The organism is Nocardia sp. NPDC051030, from assembly GCF_040683015.1.
Lineage (GTDB): Bacteria > Actinomycetota > Actinomycetes > Mycobacteriales > Mycobacteriaceae > Nocardia.
This window is the reverse complement of the sequence record NZ_JBFBCD010000007.1, coordinates 56,413-73,248: the sequence shown is the minus strand read 5'-3', so window position 1 is coordinate 73,248 and position 16,836 is coordinate 56,413. Positions and strand designations below refer to the sequence as shown.

The following is a 16,836-nucleotide window of genomic DNA, read 5'->3' as shown; positions in this document are numbered from 1 at the left end:
ACCCGAACGACGGCCGCTCGCCGCGTTTTACGCAATAGCAATCGCATTCTTTCTGTTGCTTCACATCCTTTACGGGTATCCGTAGGGGATGCGGGACGACAGAATGGGTGCGGCGGCTAGGGGGTCAGGGGAGCGAGTGATACCAGAGGGCGGTTGTCGCCAGGTGTGCCTGGTCGAGCGGTAGGTAATGACCGTCCTCGCGCCAGCCCAGCGCCTGGACGGTCACCCGTAGACTGTCCTCGAAACAGATCGGATCCGGAATGTGCCAGCGGTACATGCCGAATCGTTGGTGTGGTTCGTAGATTCGATGCGGCGGCAGCACCTGCACCATGCCCAGATAGGGGGTGGAGTAGGCGTGATAAGCGCCTTCGAGATCGAAATTCCATGCGCCGCCGAAATAGTCCTCGGTGCCGGTACCGCAGATGGTCGGGAATTCGGTGTCATCGTCCACATAGAACTTCAGCTCGCCCTCTCCCCACCAGCCCTCGGCGCGCGGCTGGATCGCCAGATACGTTCCGGCATACCGGCCCGGGCCGCCCGCGATCTCGATCAGCGGATGCACGGCCGGGGAGCCGAGCGGGTCGCTGCACCGCCACGTCGCGTGCAGATAACCGGCAGAATCGGGCACCTCTTCCTCGAGGTAGGTGAGCTGGTAGTAGACCGGCGCGGGGCGATCGGAGCCATTGTGCAGGGTGATCAGGGCCTCGGAATGGAACGGCATGGGCCAGTAGCTGTTCAGGCCGCCCGCGGGGGCTACCACGATCATCTGGGAGTTCACCACGGCCAGGTGATCCCAGGCATTGCAGAAGAAGTCGCCGAGCGGGACGGCGATCGCCGGTTCGGGCGCACCGTCCCAGAACATTTGGAGGGTGAAGTCGCGCAGGAGGGCGCGGTCGGTGGTGAGCCAGAAATGTCGGATTACTCCCGGTCCGCCCGAAATGTCTGCGAGGGTGGCGGTTTCGCCGGGAGCGATGTCGATGGAGGGGGAGACCTTCCAGCCGCGGCCCAGGCCCGCGGCGGCGAAAGCCCCGGTCCCGGCAATGGCCCGGCCGCCCGCGCCCGGAGCGCCGGTCGGGTTCTCCGGACTGATCGAGCGGGTGCGCCGCCCATCGAGATGCCAGATCTCCTGCACCATGCGAATTTTCGCACGGTGCACGGTCTGCTGTATCGGACATCGGGTGCCGACGCCGTTCCCACACACGGCGTCGGCACCCGACGTTCAGAAGATCAGGAAGCTCAGCCGCCGAACGAGCCGGTGCCGACGCCGCCCTTCTCGATCAGCTTGTCCTGCAACTTCTTGATGGTCAGATTGTCGATGCCCAGACCATTGGAGATGAACAGCTCCATCGAACCGAACGACTTGGCGGCCTGATCGAAGGACGCCTCCAGGAAGTCACGCTGCACGCCGAGCACCGGATCGAACAGGGTGCGGTCGGTGACCAGGCCCTGCGCGACCAGAGCATCCAGGGTGGCCTTGTTGCTGGCCGCCAGGCGATCATTGGACGCCAGGTAATTGGTGTAGATCTGGCCGGACGGGGTGCCCAGGATGGTCATCAGGATGGCGGTCATCAGACCGGTGCGATCCTTACCGGCGGTGCAGTGGTACAGCACCGCGCCCGACGAGTTCGCGATGTCCTGCAGCGCCTGCGCGAACTGGCCGCGAGCGGTCGGATCGGTGATCATCCAGCGGTAGTAGTCGCGCATGTACTGCGCGCCCTTACCGTCGCCGAGCAGTTGCTGCTGCACGGTCGGGCCGCCCTGTACGACCTTGGCGAAGAAGGCGTAGAAGTCATTGTTCGGGTCGAATACCGGCAGCGACTTCACCGGGATGGAGGACGGAACCTTGTCCGGGTTCGCGCCGCGCTCGGTCGGGCTGCGGAAATCGATGATCTCCGTGACACCGGCGGTGGTCAGCGTCTGCTGATCGGCGTCGGTCAGCCGGTTCAGGGCATCGGTGCGATACACCAGTCCCGACTTGATGGTGCCGGAGGTCGCCGAAACGCCGCCGATATCACGGGCATTGGGGGCGGCCTGGAGCTTGAAGTCCGCACCGATCGGGGCCTGATGCAGGATCGAGATGGCTGGGGCCGCCATGGCCACGGGGGTGGCCGCGACCGGGAGGACGGCGATGAGCGCGGCGGCTACACCGGTGAGGGTGCCGCGTACTGCGCGCGAAATCGTCACTTGGGGGATTCCTTTCACTCACGAGCCGGGCAGTGGGCGCCCGGCCCGAGTTCTTGCGGGCCGCAGGGGTATCGGCCCGGGGTACGGCGGGCGAAGATCCGGCAAACGTCACGATGAGTGGGCCTACCTCTTGCAGCCGTCATCGCACGACCTCGTCATGGGTCGACGAGGACGTGTATTCGGTGTCCGGAAGGGCTACTCGGTGTCGGTGGTGTTCCTTCCGGCGTGCCCCACCGGAAGCCGTCGCAATGCAATGCGTCATCGCGTGTCCGGCCACGGCGGGCCGGACGACGGGCGAATGGGGATTCGGTTGTGGGTCGAGGGATTCGGGTCGGCTGGTCGATGGGGTTCGGGTGCCGAGCCGCTCGATCGTGGACGGCTCGGCACCCTGCCCGGGCTACTCGGCTTCCGCCAGGAGGGTGATGGTGCCCGCCGCGCCGTCGACTCGGACGCGCTGGCCGTCCTTCAGGGCCGTGCTGGCGGTTTTGGTGTCGACGACCGCGGGGACGCCGAATTCGCGGGCGACAATGGCGGCGTGTGAGGCCGCGCCACCGATATCGGTGACCACCGCGCCCGCGTAGGCGAACATGGCGGTGTGGCCGGTATCGGTGACCGAGGCGACCAGGATGTCGCCGGGCTCGATGTCGTCGTCGAGGGTGAGGACCCGCTTGACGATGCCTTCGACCACGCCGGGGCTGACGCCGATGCCGGTGAGGGAGTCACCGACGGCGAGTGCACCGGCGGCGGGCTCAGGCTCCCACGCGCCGAGGACGAGGTCCGGCATGCGGACGTCCTGGAGACGGGTGCGCTCAGCGCGACGGCGGGCCACGCGCTCGGCCATATCGGCTGGGGCCCAGAGGATTTCGTCGAGGGTCAGGAAGGCCGAGTCCTCGATCGCGGTCAGCTTGTCCGCCTTGACCAGTCGCGCGGCGCGCTCCTGGGTGGCCATGCGCAGGCAGTTGGTGATGCGCACGACGGCATCGCGGGCACGCTCGCGGTAGACGGTCGCGCCGACGGCCATCTTGGCGGTGCGGCTGGTCGGGTCGGGGACCGGTTCGCGGTGCGGCGCGGGCATCTCGGCGGCGCGGGCGGCGGCGGTGACGAGCAGTTCGGGGCGGTCGCCGAAGGTGGCATTGATGAGCTCGCACTCGCCGGGGCCGCGGTGACCGACCTTGGCGAGTTCCTCATCGAGGGCCTTGGCGAACTCCGGGGACTTCTCCCGCGCGGCCGCCACATCACCCGTGCGGGCGATCTCGGCGAGCCCGGCGTCCTTGCGGCACAAGGCCGCCAGGCGTTCCACCGCCAGCATGGGCTTGGCCGATTCCAGCCGCTCCAGGTTGATCTTCACCTCGCCCTTGTGGGTGGAGGTGGCCGCGCCGGTCATCATGACGCCGATGGAGGCGGCCTGCCAGCCCTGGTTCAACCGGTCCCGCCACAGCAGTGCACGAGCGTGCAGCTGCTCGTCGGTGAGCTCCGAAATCTGGTCGCGGGTAAGGGCTTCCGCATGCGAGGCGGCATTGATCAGCTCGGCGGTCTTGCGATAGCTCAGCGCGGTGGCGGCCACGCGGCCGGTCGCGGTGAGCGTGCCGAAACGTGCCTCCGTCGGCGGACGGCCCTTGGGCTGCAAGGGAACTTCCGGCGGAATGGTGCCGTAGACGTCCTTGCGAATGGTCTCCTCGTCCCAGCCGGGCATATTGTCCGCGGCCAGCACGCCGATCGAGGCATTGATGTAGAAGTGGTGACCGAGCACGGTGGTGACGCGGGAAACCCAGTGCTCCAACGCGATTCCATCGAGCGCGATCATGTGACCCATGGCCTCGTTGCCGAGCCGGATCGCACCCGCCTGCAAATCGATGGTCAGCGGGGTGAGCGGGCCGGGCAGCGCCTCGGCGGTATTGGTGGCGGTGTGCACCGGAATGCGCTCGTCGATCAGATCGTCGAATTCGCCTTGCAAGCCCTCGGGGGCGGCGGCGAACAGTTCGTGATTGTCCGAGGTGCGCGCGTTCTGCGGCACCAGATGCGTCGGCAGCGGAATGGCACCGGCGCGAGTGCGGAAGCCGGAGCCGCTCGCCTTGCGGCCGTGCAGTCCGCGCGCGACATCGGCGATCACTTCTCGGGCGGTCCAGCCGTAGCGGAAACCCCAGTCCTCGCGTGAAGAAGTGGTGTTCACCGGTGTCTGTCCCGAGGATGAACGAGGAAGCCACGCAGAGTATTTGACGCCCGCGTTCTTCAGCGTGCGACGCACCTCGTCGCCGGATACCTCACCGGGAGCAGCAAGTTCGACCGTGCCGCTGCGCTGGGAGAGCGCGGCCAGCACCAGGAAGCGCTCCAGATCGTCGTAGTGGAGTACTTGGATCGCGCCATTGCCGCGCGGTCCCGCCAGATTCTCCAGCACCCGCCAGCTCGCGCCGTCGATGCGGCGACCGGCGACCAGCGCGGTGCGCACGATGACAGCGTCCGCGCCGCTGCTGTCCACGCTTCGCTCGACACTCGTATCCTGGCTTGCCACAACGGGAACCACGATCCGCGCACCGGCTTCCTTCGCCGCCTTCGCGACCGGCGCGATGCCCTGACCCGCCAGGTGCACGACGGCATCGGCTCCGGCCGTGGCCCGCGCGCACACCTGCGCATCGGACAGGTCGCCGACGGTCACCTCGACCCGGGGGTCGACGTAACGATGCCGCTGCCGGTCCAGTCCCACGACTTCGTGGCCGGCGGCCAGCAGCATGCGCGCTACGGCACGACCACTCGGTTCGGTGACTCCGGTGACCAGAATCCGCATTGACTCTCCTCCTTGTGAGGCGTCCCCAACCAACGTGACGCCGTTCACACACCATCCACAGTTCACCGCCGCGCGAAGGCCCGCAGTCCCGTTCAACGGGATCGAAGAGTCGGTGAGCAAGATGGGACGCTATGTCCACCCGGGCGGAGCGGGCACCGTCGAGCCATGACGTTGCGCAATTCGGTCACGCCGCGGTCCGCGGGCGAGGTGGGCCACTACGACATCGAGACCGATGTGCTGGTCGTCGGCTACGGCGCGGCGGGGGCCTCGGCCGCCTACGAGGCGGGGCTGGCCGGAGCGAACGTGCTGATCATCGACCGCGCGGGCGGGCCGGGCGGCGCATCGGCCATGTCGGGCGGCGAGATCTACCTCGGCGGCGGCACACCCATTCAGGCGGCCTGTGGATATGACGACAGTCCCGAGGAGATGGCTGCCTTCCTGAAGGCGGCCCTCGGTGTGGGCGCGGATGCCGCCAAGATCGACGAGTACAGCGCGGGCAGCGTCGAACACTTCCACTGGCTGGTCGATCGCGGCGTGCCGTTCAAGCCGACGATGTGGGATGCGCCGACGTGGGTGCCGCCCACCGATGACGGCCTCATGTGGCTGGGCGAAAACAGTTGGCCCTTCACCGAATTGGCCAAGCCAGCCCCACGAGGCCACCGCCCGACCGCCAATGACTTCGGCGGCAAACTGCTGATGGAATGCCTCTCCCGAGCAGCCGAATCCGTAGGTGCCACAACCCTGTTCGACACCTACGCCGCCACCCTGATTACCTCCGACGACGGTGCGGTGGTCGGCGTGGTCGCTCGCCGATACGGCAAAGAACTCACCATCCAGGCGCGCCGCGGCGTCATCCTCACCACCGGCGGCTTCGTCGACAACGATGCCATGCTCGCCACCCACGCGCCCCAACTCCTCGGCCACACCAAGGTCAGCGCGGGCACCGACGACGGCAGCGGCATCCGCATGGCCCAATCCCTCGGCGCCGCAGTCCGCCACATGTCCGCAGCCCAGGTCGGCATGTCCCTCATCCCCGGCATCGCCGCCCGAGGCATGGTCGTCAACGCCCTCGGCCGCCGGTTCATCAACGAGGACACCTACCCGGGCCGCATCGGCCAATCCGCCCTCTTCCGCCAGAACATGGGCGGCAGCTGGGCAGGCGACGACACCGCCATCTGGGTAATCGTCGACGAAGAAGGCTTCGAAGACGTCCCCGAACCCCAGCGCTGGGGCGTCCAACCCACTCACGTAGCCGAAACCCCTTCAGAACTCGAACAACTCACAGCCCTCCCCGCCGGCTCCCTGGTCGAAACCATCCACCGCTACAACGAATCAGCCACCGCCGGACTAGATCTCGACCACCACAAATCCCCCCGCTGGCTCCGCCCCCTCACCCCGCCCTTCGCAGCCATCGACGTAAAGGCAGGAATCCGCCCACCCTCCGAATCCGGAGACCGCAAAGGCACCGGCGCCTCCGTCTTCACCTTGGGCGGCCTCCACACCGACCTCGACGGGCACGTCCTGAACCTGAACGGCGCACCCATCCCCGGCCTCTTCGCCGCAGGCCGAGCAGCCAACGGCCTCCACGGGTTCGGGTATATCTCGGGAACCTCCCTCGGAGACGGCACCTTCTTCGGGCGTCGTGCCGGGACCGCCGCTGCCCGTTGTCACTGAACCCCTCTGACGGCTCGGCCTTCGGCCATCGCTTTCATTAACCGCACCGGTCAAAACCAGCGTCTCGGCCGCTCGTGCCCCAAGCGCACGGCAGTACGGATATAGCGTGGTCGCCCCGCCTGCCGTACCCGACTTTGGCTCCCCAGCCCCGAGCCGCCACCTCTCGTCCCAGCCTGGCTGAAAGGCTGTGGTCCCGTTCCGGGACCAAACCCCAAAGAACAAGAGATACAAGAACAAAACCCAAAGACGCCCGGACAAGAAGAGACAAAACTCAAAGAACTCGAGACACCCCGGACCGTGGATGTCTCCCCCTGGCTCGCTGCGCTGCGCGTCCCGGACCTCACTGCACTTCGCATCCGGGCGTCGCTGCGCTGCGCTTCGCATCCCAGGCCTCGCTGTGCTTCGCATCCCCGAGTCGTTGCGCTGTGCTTCGCGTCCCGAACCCTGCTGCGCTGCGCATCCCGAACCTCGCTGCGCTGCGTGTCCAGGACCTCGCTGCGCTTGGATTCCACCGGCTCATTCTCGAAAGGGGGCCCTGCGGGTGCGTCGAGCTGCGGGTGGCGGGAGTCGAGTTGCGGCTGGCGGGCGGTGAGGGAGCTGTGGTGGTGGGATTTCCGGCGTGTCCCCACCACCACAGCTCCCTCACCCCACCACCCGGCGTGTCGAGCCGCGCCACGCCCGTGTCGGGGTCGCTGGTTCGTCGAGTGGGACATGAGCCGGGGTTTTGTCCGGATCGACCAGCCTCATGTCCCACTGAACGTGTTCCACCGCTGGGATGCGCGATCGGCGGGGCCTTCCCGGTGGCGACGCGCTGGGAAGGTCGGCGGGGAAGCCCCTCGAAGGCGTGCCCGGCAAGGGGATCCGGCGAATCGGGCATGAACGCGCACGGGCCGGGGGCGGGCGTCGGTGTGTTGCGGCGTGTCGGGTGGCTCGTTCATCGAGAGGGGACATGAGCCGGGGTTTTGTCCGTTTACCCCAGCCTCATGTCCCTCCTGAACGTGTTCTACCTCCGAGGCGCGCAGCGGCGGGGCCTTGGAGGCCTTCACGGCTGCTCGTTGGGGTTTGTTCTTGTCTTGTATCTCTTGTTTTGTCTCTTCTTGTCCAGGCGTCTTTGTCTTTTGTCTTGAATCTCTTGTCTTTTCGTGTTTTGTCTTTGGTGGTTGGTCCCGGAACGGGACCACAGCCATCCAGCCAGGCTGGGACGAGAGAGGACGGCACCCAACGGGGGAGCCAACGTCGGGTACGGCAGGCGAGGCGACCACGCGATATCCGTACTGCCGTGCGCTTCGGACACGAGCTCCCCGAGACGCTGGTTTTGACCGGTGCGGTTAATGACAGCGATGGCCGAAGGCCGAGCCGTGCAAGTCTTACCGCCCAAATCTCAACGAGTGTTCAACCATGCAGGCCATACACGGCGTGTCGCCTGCATGGTTGAACACTCGTTGGAGGAGGGGCATGAGACTCGGGGGCATGACGATCTTGGCGCGGGTGTGGGAGTTGGGGCGGGCGGCGGAGCGGGCTGTTCGGCCGAACTATCCGGGGGTGCTGGTCGCGGCGATCTTTTTTGCCTGGTCGGTGTCGCCTTCGCTGTTGCCCAGAACTTGGCTGTTTCAGGGGCTGGTCAGTGGGATCAGTGCGGCTATTGGGTATGGCGTGGGGTGTGTGCTGGGTTGGGCGGTTCGGAAGTGGGTGTTGCCTCGGTTGCCGGAGGAGGCCGGGGTGATCAGCCAGTTGTTGCGGCCTTCGGATCGGGTGCGGGAGATCAGCAAGGTTGTGATCATGGTTGGGGTTGTTGTCGGGGCGGCTGTGGTGTTGGCGCGGTCGGCTCGGTGGCAGCGGGATTTGCAGGTGTTGATGGGGATGGAGCCGACTACCACTCCCGGGTATTTGCGGGCTGAGTTGGTGGCTGCCGGGACATTGGCGTTTGTGATCGCGGTGTATCGCGGGTTGCGGTGGGCGGTGCGGCGGATCAGTGGGGTATTGAGTATTGATTTTCGGATTCCGCGGGCTATCGCGTTTCCAGGGGCGGTTGCCGTGGTAGCGGTGCTGTGTGTGCTGTTGTTCCAGGGTGTGCTGGTGAAAGTGGTTTTCTCCGTGGCTAATTCGGCGTTCAGTCTGCGGAATGGGCATACGTCGACGGATGCCTTGCCACCGACTTTGCCGGAGCGGTCGGGGAGTCCGGATTCGCTGGCACCGTGGAATACCTTGGGGTCGGAGGGGCGCTGGTTCGTTTCCTATGCGCCCAGCGCCGAGCGGATCGCGAAGGTGACGGGTAAGCCTGCGCGCGAGCCGATTCGGGTTTATGCCGGGCTGGAGTCGGCGAAGACGCCGGAGGATGTCGCGAATCTGGTTGTGGCCGAACTGGATCGCACGCGTGCGTGGGAGCGCAAGGTCGTCGTGGTGGTCACCACCACCGGCACCGGGTGGGTGGATTCGACGACTGCGGCGGCCTTGGAATATCTCTACGGCGGGGACACGGCCATCGCGGCTACGCAGTACTCCTACTTGCCGAGCGTGCTGTCGTTCCTGTCCGACAAGGAGAAAGCGACCGAGTCCGGGAAGACCGTCGTGCATGCCGTGCACGAGCGGTGGGCTGCCTTGCCGCCGGAGCAGCGGCCAAAGCTGCTGGTTTATGGCGAGAGTTTGGGGTCGCAGGGGTCGGAGGGGGCGTTCACCGGGCTCGATGACATTCGCAGTCTGGTCGACGGCGTGCTGTGGGTGGGGCCGCCGAACTCCAATCGGATCTGGAGTCAGATCGAGCAGCGGCGGGATCCGGGGACTCCGGAGGTGCTGCCGGTCTATGCCGACGGGCTGATCGTTCGCTTCGCGGGCGTCGCGGATGATCTGGACAAGCCTGCGCGCCCTTGGGTTACGCCGCGCGTCGCCTATCTCCAGCATGCTTCCGACCCAATCGTCTGGTGGTCACCGGACCTGCTGTTCACCCAGCCCGACTGGCTGAAGGAACCGCGCGGCCGCGATGTCTCCAAGTCCATCCGGTGGTGGCCGATCGTCACCTTCTGGCAGATCAGCGCGGACCTCGCGCACGCCCAGAAGGTGCCTTCCGGGCATGGTCACCGCTACGGCACGCTCGTCCTGGATGGGTGGGCTGCCATCGCTCAGCCGCCGGAGTGGAATCCGGAACTCGCGCAGCGCATCCGGCTGGCCTTGGACGAGGACATCGACTGGGAGTACGCGCACAAATAGCGCCGGGCGGGTGCCGCGCTGATGGTTGTGGATTCCGTTGACCGGGACTTTTCCGGGTCGGCGGGGCCCGTGGCCCATAGCGTCGAGTGCAGGACCACTGCACGAGGAGGAAACACCCGCATGACTAACAAGGTGCTCGATCGGGTTCGGGATCTGCTGCCCGCGATCCGGGAACGGGCGGTGGAGGCCGAAGAGCAGCGGCGGGTGCCCGACGCCAGCATTGCCGAGCTGATCGAAGCCGGTGTGTTTCGGATGTTGCAGCCGGCTCGGTACGGCGGGGCGGAGGAGTCGCCGGTCGACTTCTATGCGGTGGTGCGTGCGGTCGCGACGGCCTGCCCGTCGACGGCGTGGGTGACCTCGGTGCTGGGTGCGCACCCCTGGCAGCTCGCGCTGTTCGACGATCGCGCACAGCAGGACGTGTGGAGCCAGAACCCGGACACGCTGGTGTCGTCGTCGTACGCGCCGACGGGGAAGCTGAAGGTGGTCGACGGCGGTTACGAGATCTCCGGTCGCTGGAGCTTCTCCTCCGGTTGTGATCACGCGCAGTGGGTGTTCCTGGGCGCGCTTACGCCGAACGAGAACGGCGGCATGGACTACTACACCGTGCTGGTGCCGCGCACCGACTACCGCATCGAGGATGTGTGGAACGTGTCCGGACTGTCCGGCACCGGATCCAATGACATTGTCATCGAGAAGGCGTTCGTCCCGTTTTACCGCACCTACAGCGCCGCCGATCAGGCGAACCTGGTGGGTCCGGGGCAGGAGGTGAATACCGCTCCGCTGTACAAGATTTCGTTCGGCAGCGTGTTCTCCAACACCATCACCGCGCCCATCATCGGTGCGGCCGAGGGCGCGTACGAGTCGCATCTCGAGCGGCAGCGGGAACGCGTGCGGCTGTCCTACGGCGGGCAGAAGGTGGCCGACGATCCGTTCGCGCATGTGCGAATCGCGCGGGCCGCCAGCGAGATCGACGCCGCCATCCTTCAGATGGAGCGCAATACCAACGAGCAGCTGCGCTATGCCGAAGCGGGCGAAGAGATTCCGTTCGAGATCCGGCTGCGGGCCCGGCGCGATCAGGTGCGCGGCACCGAACGTGCCTTGGAGGCAATCGATCTGCTGTTCAAGAACTCCGGCGGGCACTCCATTCGCAAGCCGAACCCGATCGAACGGCACTGGCGGGACGCGCACGCCGGTAGCGTGCACGCCATCAATGATGTGGAGCGCGCGCTGGCCATGTTCGGTAAGGGCGCAATGGGTCTCGAAGTCACGGATCGGATGCTGTAGATGACTCTCACCGCCGAGAACACCACCCGCTGGGTCACCGTCGACGGACACAAGCTTCGCTATCACGAAGCCGGTTCGGGTGCGCCGCTGGTGCTGTTGCACGGTTCCGGCGCGGGCGTATCCGGCTGGGCGAACTTCGGCAATAACCTGGACGCGCTCTCGCAGCACTTCCGCTGTCTGGTGCTGGATCAGCCCGGGTTCGGCGCGAGTGGACGGCCGGAGGTGTACGAGCGCAACTATCTGCGGATCGCCTCCGACGCGGTGATCGGTCTGCTCGATGAGCTCGGCATCGAAAAGGCGCATCTGCTCGGCAATTCCATGGGCGGCGGGGTGGCGGCCATGACGGCGCTGGACCACCCGGGGCGGGTGGATCGCCTCGTACTGATGGCGGCCGGCGGGGTCGGCGTGAATATTCTCGGGCCGGAGCCGTCCGAGGGCATCAACGCACTGATGAAGTTCAATGCCGAACCCACCCAGGAGAATGTGGTGGCGTGGTTGAAGACCATGGTCTTCGATCAGGCGGTGCTCACCGAGGAATTGGTGGAGCAGCGGCTGCGCACCGCATCGGATCCGGGCAATATCGCGGCACTGCGCGATGCCTACGCCACCTTCTACAACCCGAAAATGGCCGAGCCGATGCCCTTGTGGGCGCGGCTGCGCGGATTGCGGAATCAGACGCTGCTGCTGCACGGCCGCGATGATCGGGTCACCCCGGTAGAGGGCTCGCTGTTCCCCGCGCGGCAGCTGCCCAATGCGGATCTACGCATCTTCTCGCGCTGCGGGCACTGGGTGCAGGTGGAGCGCAAGGACGCTTTCGAGCGGTCCGTGATCGACTTCCTGAACCACGGCCTGTAGTACGGCTTGTAATACCGGCATTCGCACCCGTCCCGAGTTCTCGCACCGCGAGGTCCCGGGGCGGGTGCTTTGGCGTGTCGGGGTGCGAGGTTCGAAAACCTCTTCGCATCAGTGGAACCGGTGCCTACAGTCGAAGGCATGACGTGGACGGCACCGGAAATTGAACGCACACAGCAACTCCTGGTCGGCGACGAGCGCGCGATGCTCCAGTCCCTGCTCGACCGAAATCGCGCAATCCTGCTCTGGAAATGCCAGGGACTCAACGGTTCTCAACTCGCAGCGCGCAGCGTCGAACCCTCCAGCATGTCGCTACTGGGCCTCATCCGGCATATGACCGAGGTGGAACGCGGCTGGTTCCGCATGCGCGCGGCAGCCGAGCCGGTCGAGTACGTCTACTCCTCCGAATCCAACCAAGACGGCGACTTCGACGACACCGATCCGTCCGTCGCCGAAGCCGACTTCGCCCGCTACCACGAGGAAATCGCCCTCTGCGACAAGGCGATTGCGGCTTTGTCCCTGGACCACACCGTCCTCCACCCCCGCAGCGGCAAGGACATCTCCCTCCGCTGGATCTACCTCCACATGATCGAGGAATACGCCCGCCACGACGGCCACGCCGACCTACTCCGCGAATGCCTCGACGGCATAACCGGCTACCAATAGGTTCGGCGGACGCCGTTCAGAGGTCGTGTTCGTGGGCCCAGGCGGCTACTTGGGTGCGGGAGGTGAAGCCGAGTTTGGTGAGGATGTGCTCGACGTGGGTTTCGGCGGTTCGGATGGAGATCACCAGGTCGGCGGCTATGCGTTTATTGCTGTGGCCCGCTGCTACCAGGCGGGCGACGTCTTTTTCGCGTCGGGTGAGGACGTTGGTTTCCGAGGCGGCGGTCGCGGATTTCCGTGGGGCACGTGTGGGAGTGACCGGCTCCGAGTCCGCTTCGGGCCGGGCGGGAGTGCGGCCCAGTGCGTAGTTGATGGCCTCGTCGAGGGGGAGGTTCGCGCCTGCGCCGTAGGCGGCTCGGTAGGCGTCTTCGCCCAGGGCATCACGGACTTTGAGGCGTTCCTTGTCGCCCACGGCGATAGTGATGGTGTGCGCTAGGCGAATGGTGCTGCGTTGCAGGCTTTCCGAAGCCCCCAGCAAGCGAGCGGCGCGGTCGTAGTCGCCGCGGGAGGAGACGGTCCAGGCCAGGCCCTCGAAGGCCGAAGAGAGCCAGACGCAGCGTTCGAAGAGGGCGAGCTGTTCGATTGCGCGGCCGTGGTATTCGGCGGCGGCATCGATTTCTCCGCGCCGCCAGTGGTCGATGCCGACCGTCCACAGCGCCAGGCCGCCCATGAGATGGGAGCCGTTCTCGGTGGTGATCTCCAGGAAGCGCTGGGCCAGCTCGGTGCGGCCGGGGGCTTCGATCACCATCGCGCACATGAAGGAGAAGGCGTGGGAATCCATTTCGATGGCGTGCTGGCCGTTCTCGGCCGCGATGGCGATGGAGGCGCGGCCCAGTTCCATGGAGCGTTCCCGGTCGCCGTCGGCGAAGGCCAGCAGCGACCGATCCAGCGTCACCTCGGCCATGATGTCGCGATCATCCAGTGCCGCAGCCAATTCCAGGCAGGCATCCACCAGCCGGTGCGCCGATTCCCGGTCACCCAGCAGCGCCGCCAGCGAGGCTGCGGACGACAGCGCTTTCGCGCGCTCGTGCGTCGGTTCGGGATTGCGGGCCAGCACCTCATTGAGCCAGCCGTAGCCCTCGGACAGGAACCGGTTGTGCTCCCAGAACGGCCGCAGCACCGTCACCGTCGCCATGGTTTCGAGGGGTTCGTCGTCGAGCCCGGAGCGCAGTGCCGCACGCAGATTCGCGTGTTCGCGGATCAATTCACGGAACCAGGCCACATCGTCGGCGGTCCAATAGGCGGTCTGCCCCCGCATGGCCAAGCGCCGGTAGTGCAGGCGATGCCGCGCCCGGGTCGCCTGCTCCGCACCTTGTTCGTCGAGCCGGTCTCCGGCGAACTGGCGGATCGGTTCCAGCATCGAATAGCGCGCCACATCACCGTCGAAGCGCAGCATGACGACCGACTTGTCGACCAGCCCGGTGAGTGCGTCCATGAGCGCGACGCGGTTTCGCTTGGGTGTGCCCGCTCCGAGCTCGCACACGGCTTCGGCGGCATCGATGTCGAAACCGCCCGCGAATACCGAAAGCTGTTCCCACATCCGCTGTTCCGCGGGCGTGCACAGGTCGTAACTCCAGCGGATCGCGCCCTCGATGGTCTGCTGCCGCTGCGGCGCGGTGCGCGGCCCGGCACTGAGCAGGCCCATGGTGTCGTCGAGCCGGTCGAGAATCTGTTCGGGCGTGAACATGCGCAGCCGTAGCGCCGCCAGTTCGAGTGCGAGGGGCATGCCTTCGAGCCGTCGGCAGATCTCCGTCAGGACAGCCCGATTGGCCGTGGTCACGGTGAATCCCGGGTTGGCGGCAGTGGCGCGTTCGATGAACAGTTGCAACGCGTCGCTGTCTCCGGAGTCGGTGTCCGGCAACTCCAGCGGCGGCACCGGCATCACCTGTTCGCCGGGGATGCCCAGCACTTCGCGGCTGGTGGCCAGCACCCGTACGTCCGGCGTGGTCGCGATGATCCGCCCGACCAGCGTCGCGCACTCCTCGATGAGGTGCTCGCAGTTGTCGAGGATGAGCAGCAGTCGCTTGTCCGCGAGGAACTCGGTGAGCCGGGGCAGCGGCGCACTCGACTCGTCGCGCAGATTGAGCGCTTCGGCGACGCTGAGCGTCACCAGATTGGGGTCCTGGAGATCGGCCAATTCGACGAACCAGACGCCGTCCGGGAAGGCCCGCGACACCAATTGCCCGATCTGCCGCGAGAGTCGGGTCTTGCCCATGCCGCCCGGCCCGAGCAGGGTCAGCACCCGGGTGGTGGGCAGCAGTCGCTTCGCGGTTGCCAACTCGTCGCGGCGGCCGATGAAGCTGGTGACCTCCTCGCCGAGGTTTCCGTTGACACGCCGCGCCATGCGCACCAACCTATGCGATCGGTCACGCTCCAAGCCAGCGCCGGGCCATAAACCCAGCGTGTGACTGTGGGTGGGACCGGTGTAAGCGGCGGCACAGGGTGCCTATCAAACGAGCTGGGCGCACGGCAACCCGCTGACCGATATGTCCGAGCCGATCATGCAGTTGAACTATTACTCGCAGGTAGCTCGATCGCCCTCCGGTTGCCCCGGCTCGCCTAGAATCATCGGGGTGCCGAGCAGAACGCGCCGGGCCCGTATCGCCGATGTCCACGAACTCGCCCTCGCCATGCCGCATGTGACCGTCGAATACGGCGCGACGACGGAGAATCCGGTCTACCAGGTGGGCAGGAAGTCGTTCATCTTCTTCCGCACGCCGCGCCCCGACGCCTTCGATCCGGATACCGGCGAACGGTATCCGGATGTCATCGTCTTCTGGGTGCCGTCGGAGTCCGACAAGCTCGCGCTCACCCAGGACCCGGACTCCCCGTTCTTCACCACGCCGCACTTCGACGGTCACCTCTCGGTGCTGATTCGCGCTTCCCGCCTGAACGAGATCACCGTCGCCGAACTCGCGGAGGTCATCCAGGACGCCTGGCTCTCCCGCGCCTCCGCGACTCGGGCTCGGCAGTGGCTCGCCGACCATCCGCAGGCGGACTGACCCTCGAACGCCGAAGGCCCCCGGGGAAGACAACCCCGGAGGCCCTCGAAAGAAACAGCGGCGCAACTCAGCCCGGCACACCCCAGTGCAGCACCCGCGAGGTGAACAGCACCAGCCCGAGCGATACCACCGACACCACCAGCAGGCCGACCACCGCGACCACCAGCGGACGCCAACCCGTGCGGGCGATCTCGCGAATATTCGTATTCAGCCCGACACCGGCGAAGGTCAGCAGGAACGCCCACTTCGACAGATTGGCCAGATTCGCGCTCTGCCCCTTGGTGAACCAGCCCGCCGTAGCGATCGCCGACACCGCGAGGAAGCCGAGCACGAACTTCGGGAACTTCGACCACACGAACGCGGCCTTGGCCTTCACACCCGGTGCGATGCTGTCGGCCTCGCCGCGCGAAGCCCAGTACGCGGCGAACCCCAGAACGACGAAGCCGATCAACGCATTACGGGTCGCCTTCACCAGCACGGCCGTCTTGCCCGCGGCATCGGAGTACAGGTATCCGGTCGCGGTCGTTTCCGCGGTGTTGTCCACCGCCAGCCCAGCCCACAGCCCGAACTCATGGTCGCTCAACCCCATTGCGTGTCCCAGCGGCGGCAGCGCGAACAGTGCGACCGCACCCAGCGCCAGAATCGCGGCAATGGCGTAACTGACCTCGGAATTCTTCGCCCGGATCGCACCCTTGCTGGCAATGATCGCCGACACGCCACAGATCGAAGTGCCCACCGCGAGCAGCGATCCCAGCTTCCCGGACAGCCCGAGCCACTTCGCCACCGTCAGGATGATGGCTCCCGCGATGGTCATATCCACAATGATCTGAATGAAGCTGGTGCCACCCAACTTGGCGACATCCCCCAGCACGAATCGCGAACCGAGCGCGACAATGCCGATCTTCAACCAGAACTCATAGGTCCCGACCCCGGGCCGGAAGATCCTGTGCAGACCGATCGTATTGGTGATCAAGAGCCCGATCAGGATCGCCCATAGCACGTACTCGATATCGGGCACGGTCCAATGCTGGTGCTTGGCAAGGTCTTTCCACCAGATCTGGGAGTACTTCCCGAGCACCCCGATCGCGATCAGCAGCAGAATCCCCGGCACATACGCGAGCGGATTGCGCGGCGCGGCCTCTTCGGCGAACTCGTCTTCGACAACGGTCGTAGCGGTCACAGCAGTCATCA

11 protein-coding genes are annotated in these 16,836 nt (G+C 66.2%); 6 read left to right on the top strand and 5 right to left on the bottom strand.

The features are described from left to right. Nucleotides 1–124: 124 nt before the first annotated feature. The 3 genes from AB0N05_RS23930 to AB0N05_RS23920 form a co-directional block, all read right to left on the bottom strand. Entirely contained in the window at nt 125–1,156 is a 1,032-nt protein-coding gene (locus tag AB0N05_RS23930; RefSeq protein ID WP_364698063.1) for a glycoside hydrolase family 172 protein, read from the bottom strand. 80 nt (nt 1,157–1,236) lie between these two features. Then, nucleotides 1,237–2,184, bottom strand: coding sequence for a tyrosine-protein phosphatase (locus tag AB0N05_RS23925; protein WP_364698062.1), 948 nt, complete (start codon nt 2,182–2,184; stop codon nt 1,237–1,239). 397 nt (nt 2,185–2,581) lie between these two features. After that, the gene (locus AB0N05_RS23920; RefSeq protein ID WP_364698061.1) at nt 2,582–4,966 is read right to left on the bottom strand and encodes a PEP-utilizing enzyme; all 2,385 of its coding nucleotides are present in this window, start codon (nt 4,964–4,966) and stop codon (nt 2,582–2,584) included. A 165-nt stretch (nt 4,967–5,131) separates the two neighbouring features. On the opposite strand from AB0N05_RS23920, the gene AB0N05_RS23915 reads away from it, so the two are divergent. From AB0N05_RS23915 to AB0N05_RS23895, 5 genes are all read left to right on the top strand, one after another. Next, entirely contained in the window at nt 5,132–6,640 is a 1,509-nt protein-coding gene (locus tag AB0N05_RS23915) for an FAD-dependent oxidoreductase (protein WP_364698060.1), read from the top strand. 1,470 nt (nt 6,641–8,110) lie between these two features. Then, nucleotides 8,111–9,844 carry an alpha/beta hydrolase gene (locus tag AB0N05_RS23910; RefSeq protein WP_364698058.1) on the top strand — a complete coding sequence of 578 codons (1,734 nt, stop codon included), beginning with the start codon at nt 8,111–8,113 and terminating at the stop codon, nt 9,842–9,844. 120 nt (nt 9,845–9,964) lie between these two features. Next, nucleotides 9,965–11,128, top strand: a complete 1,164-nt coding sequence (gene hsaA / locus AB0N05_RS23905; protein ID WP_364698056.1) for a 3-hydroxy-9,10-secoandrosta-1,3,5(10)-triene-9,17-dione monooxygenase oxygenase subunit — start codon at nt 9,965–9,967, stop codon at nt 11,126–11,128. Next, a complete protein-coding gene (locus tag AB0N05_RS23900) occupies nt 11,129–11,983 on the top strand; it encodes an alpha/beta fold hydrolase (protein WP_364698054.1) in 855 nt (284 codons plus the stop codon). Nucleotides 11,984–12,121: 138 nt separating this feature from the next. Then, a complete protein-coding gene (locus AB0N05_RS23895; protein WP_364698052.1) occupies nt 12,122–12,646 on the top strand; it encodes a DinB family protein in 525 nt (174 codons plus the stop codon). A 16-nt stretch (nt 12,647–12,662) separates the two neighbouring features. On the opposite strand, the gene AB0N05_RS23890 is transcribed toward AB0N05_RS23895, so the two are convergent. Beyond that, nucleotides 12,663–14,987, bottom strand: coding sequence for a LuxR C-terminal-related transcriptional regulator (locus tag AB0N05_RS23890; protein WP_364698050.1), 2,325 nt, complete (start codon nt 14,985–14,987; stop codon nt 12,663–12,665). Nucleotides 14,988–15,216: 229 nt separating this feature from the next. Here AB0N05_RS23890 and AB0N05_RS23885 point away from each other — a divergent pair, with 229 nt between their 5' ends. Continuing rightward, nucleotides 15,217–15,645 (top strand): MmcQ/YjbR family DNA-binding protein, encoded by a 429-nt coding sequence (locus AB0N05_RS23885; protein WP_364698048.1) that lies wholly within the window; start codon nt 15,217–15,219, stop codon nt 15,643–15,645. A gap of 67 nt (nt 15,646–15,712) precedes the next feature. Here the strand turns inward: AB0N05_RS23885 and AB0N05_RS23880 are convergent, their stop codons facing one another. Beyond that, nucleotides 15,713–16,834 (bottom strand): YeiH family protein, encoded by a 1,122-nt coding sequence (locus tag AB0N05_RS23880; protein ID WP_364698046.1) that lies wholly within the window; start codon nt 16,832–16,834, stop codon nt 15,713–15,715. Nucleotides 16,835–16,836: the final 2 nt, after the last annotated feature.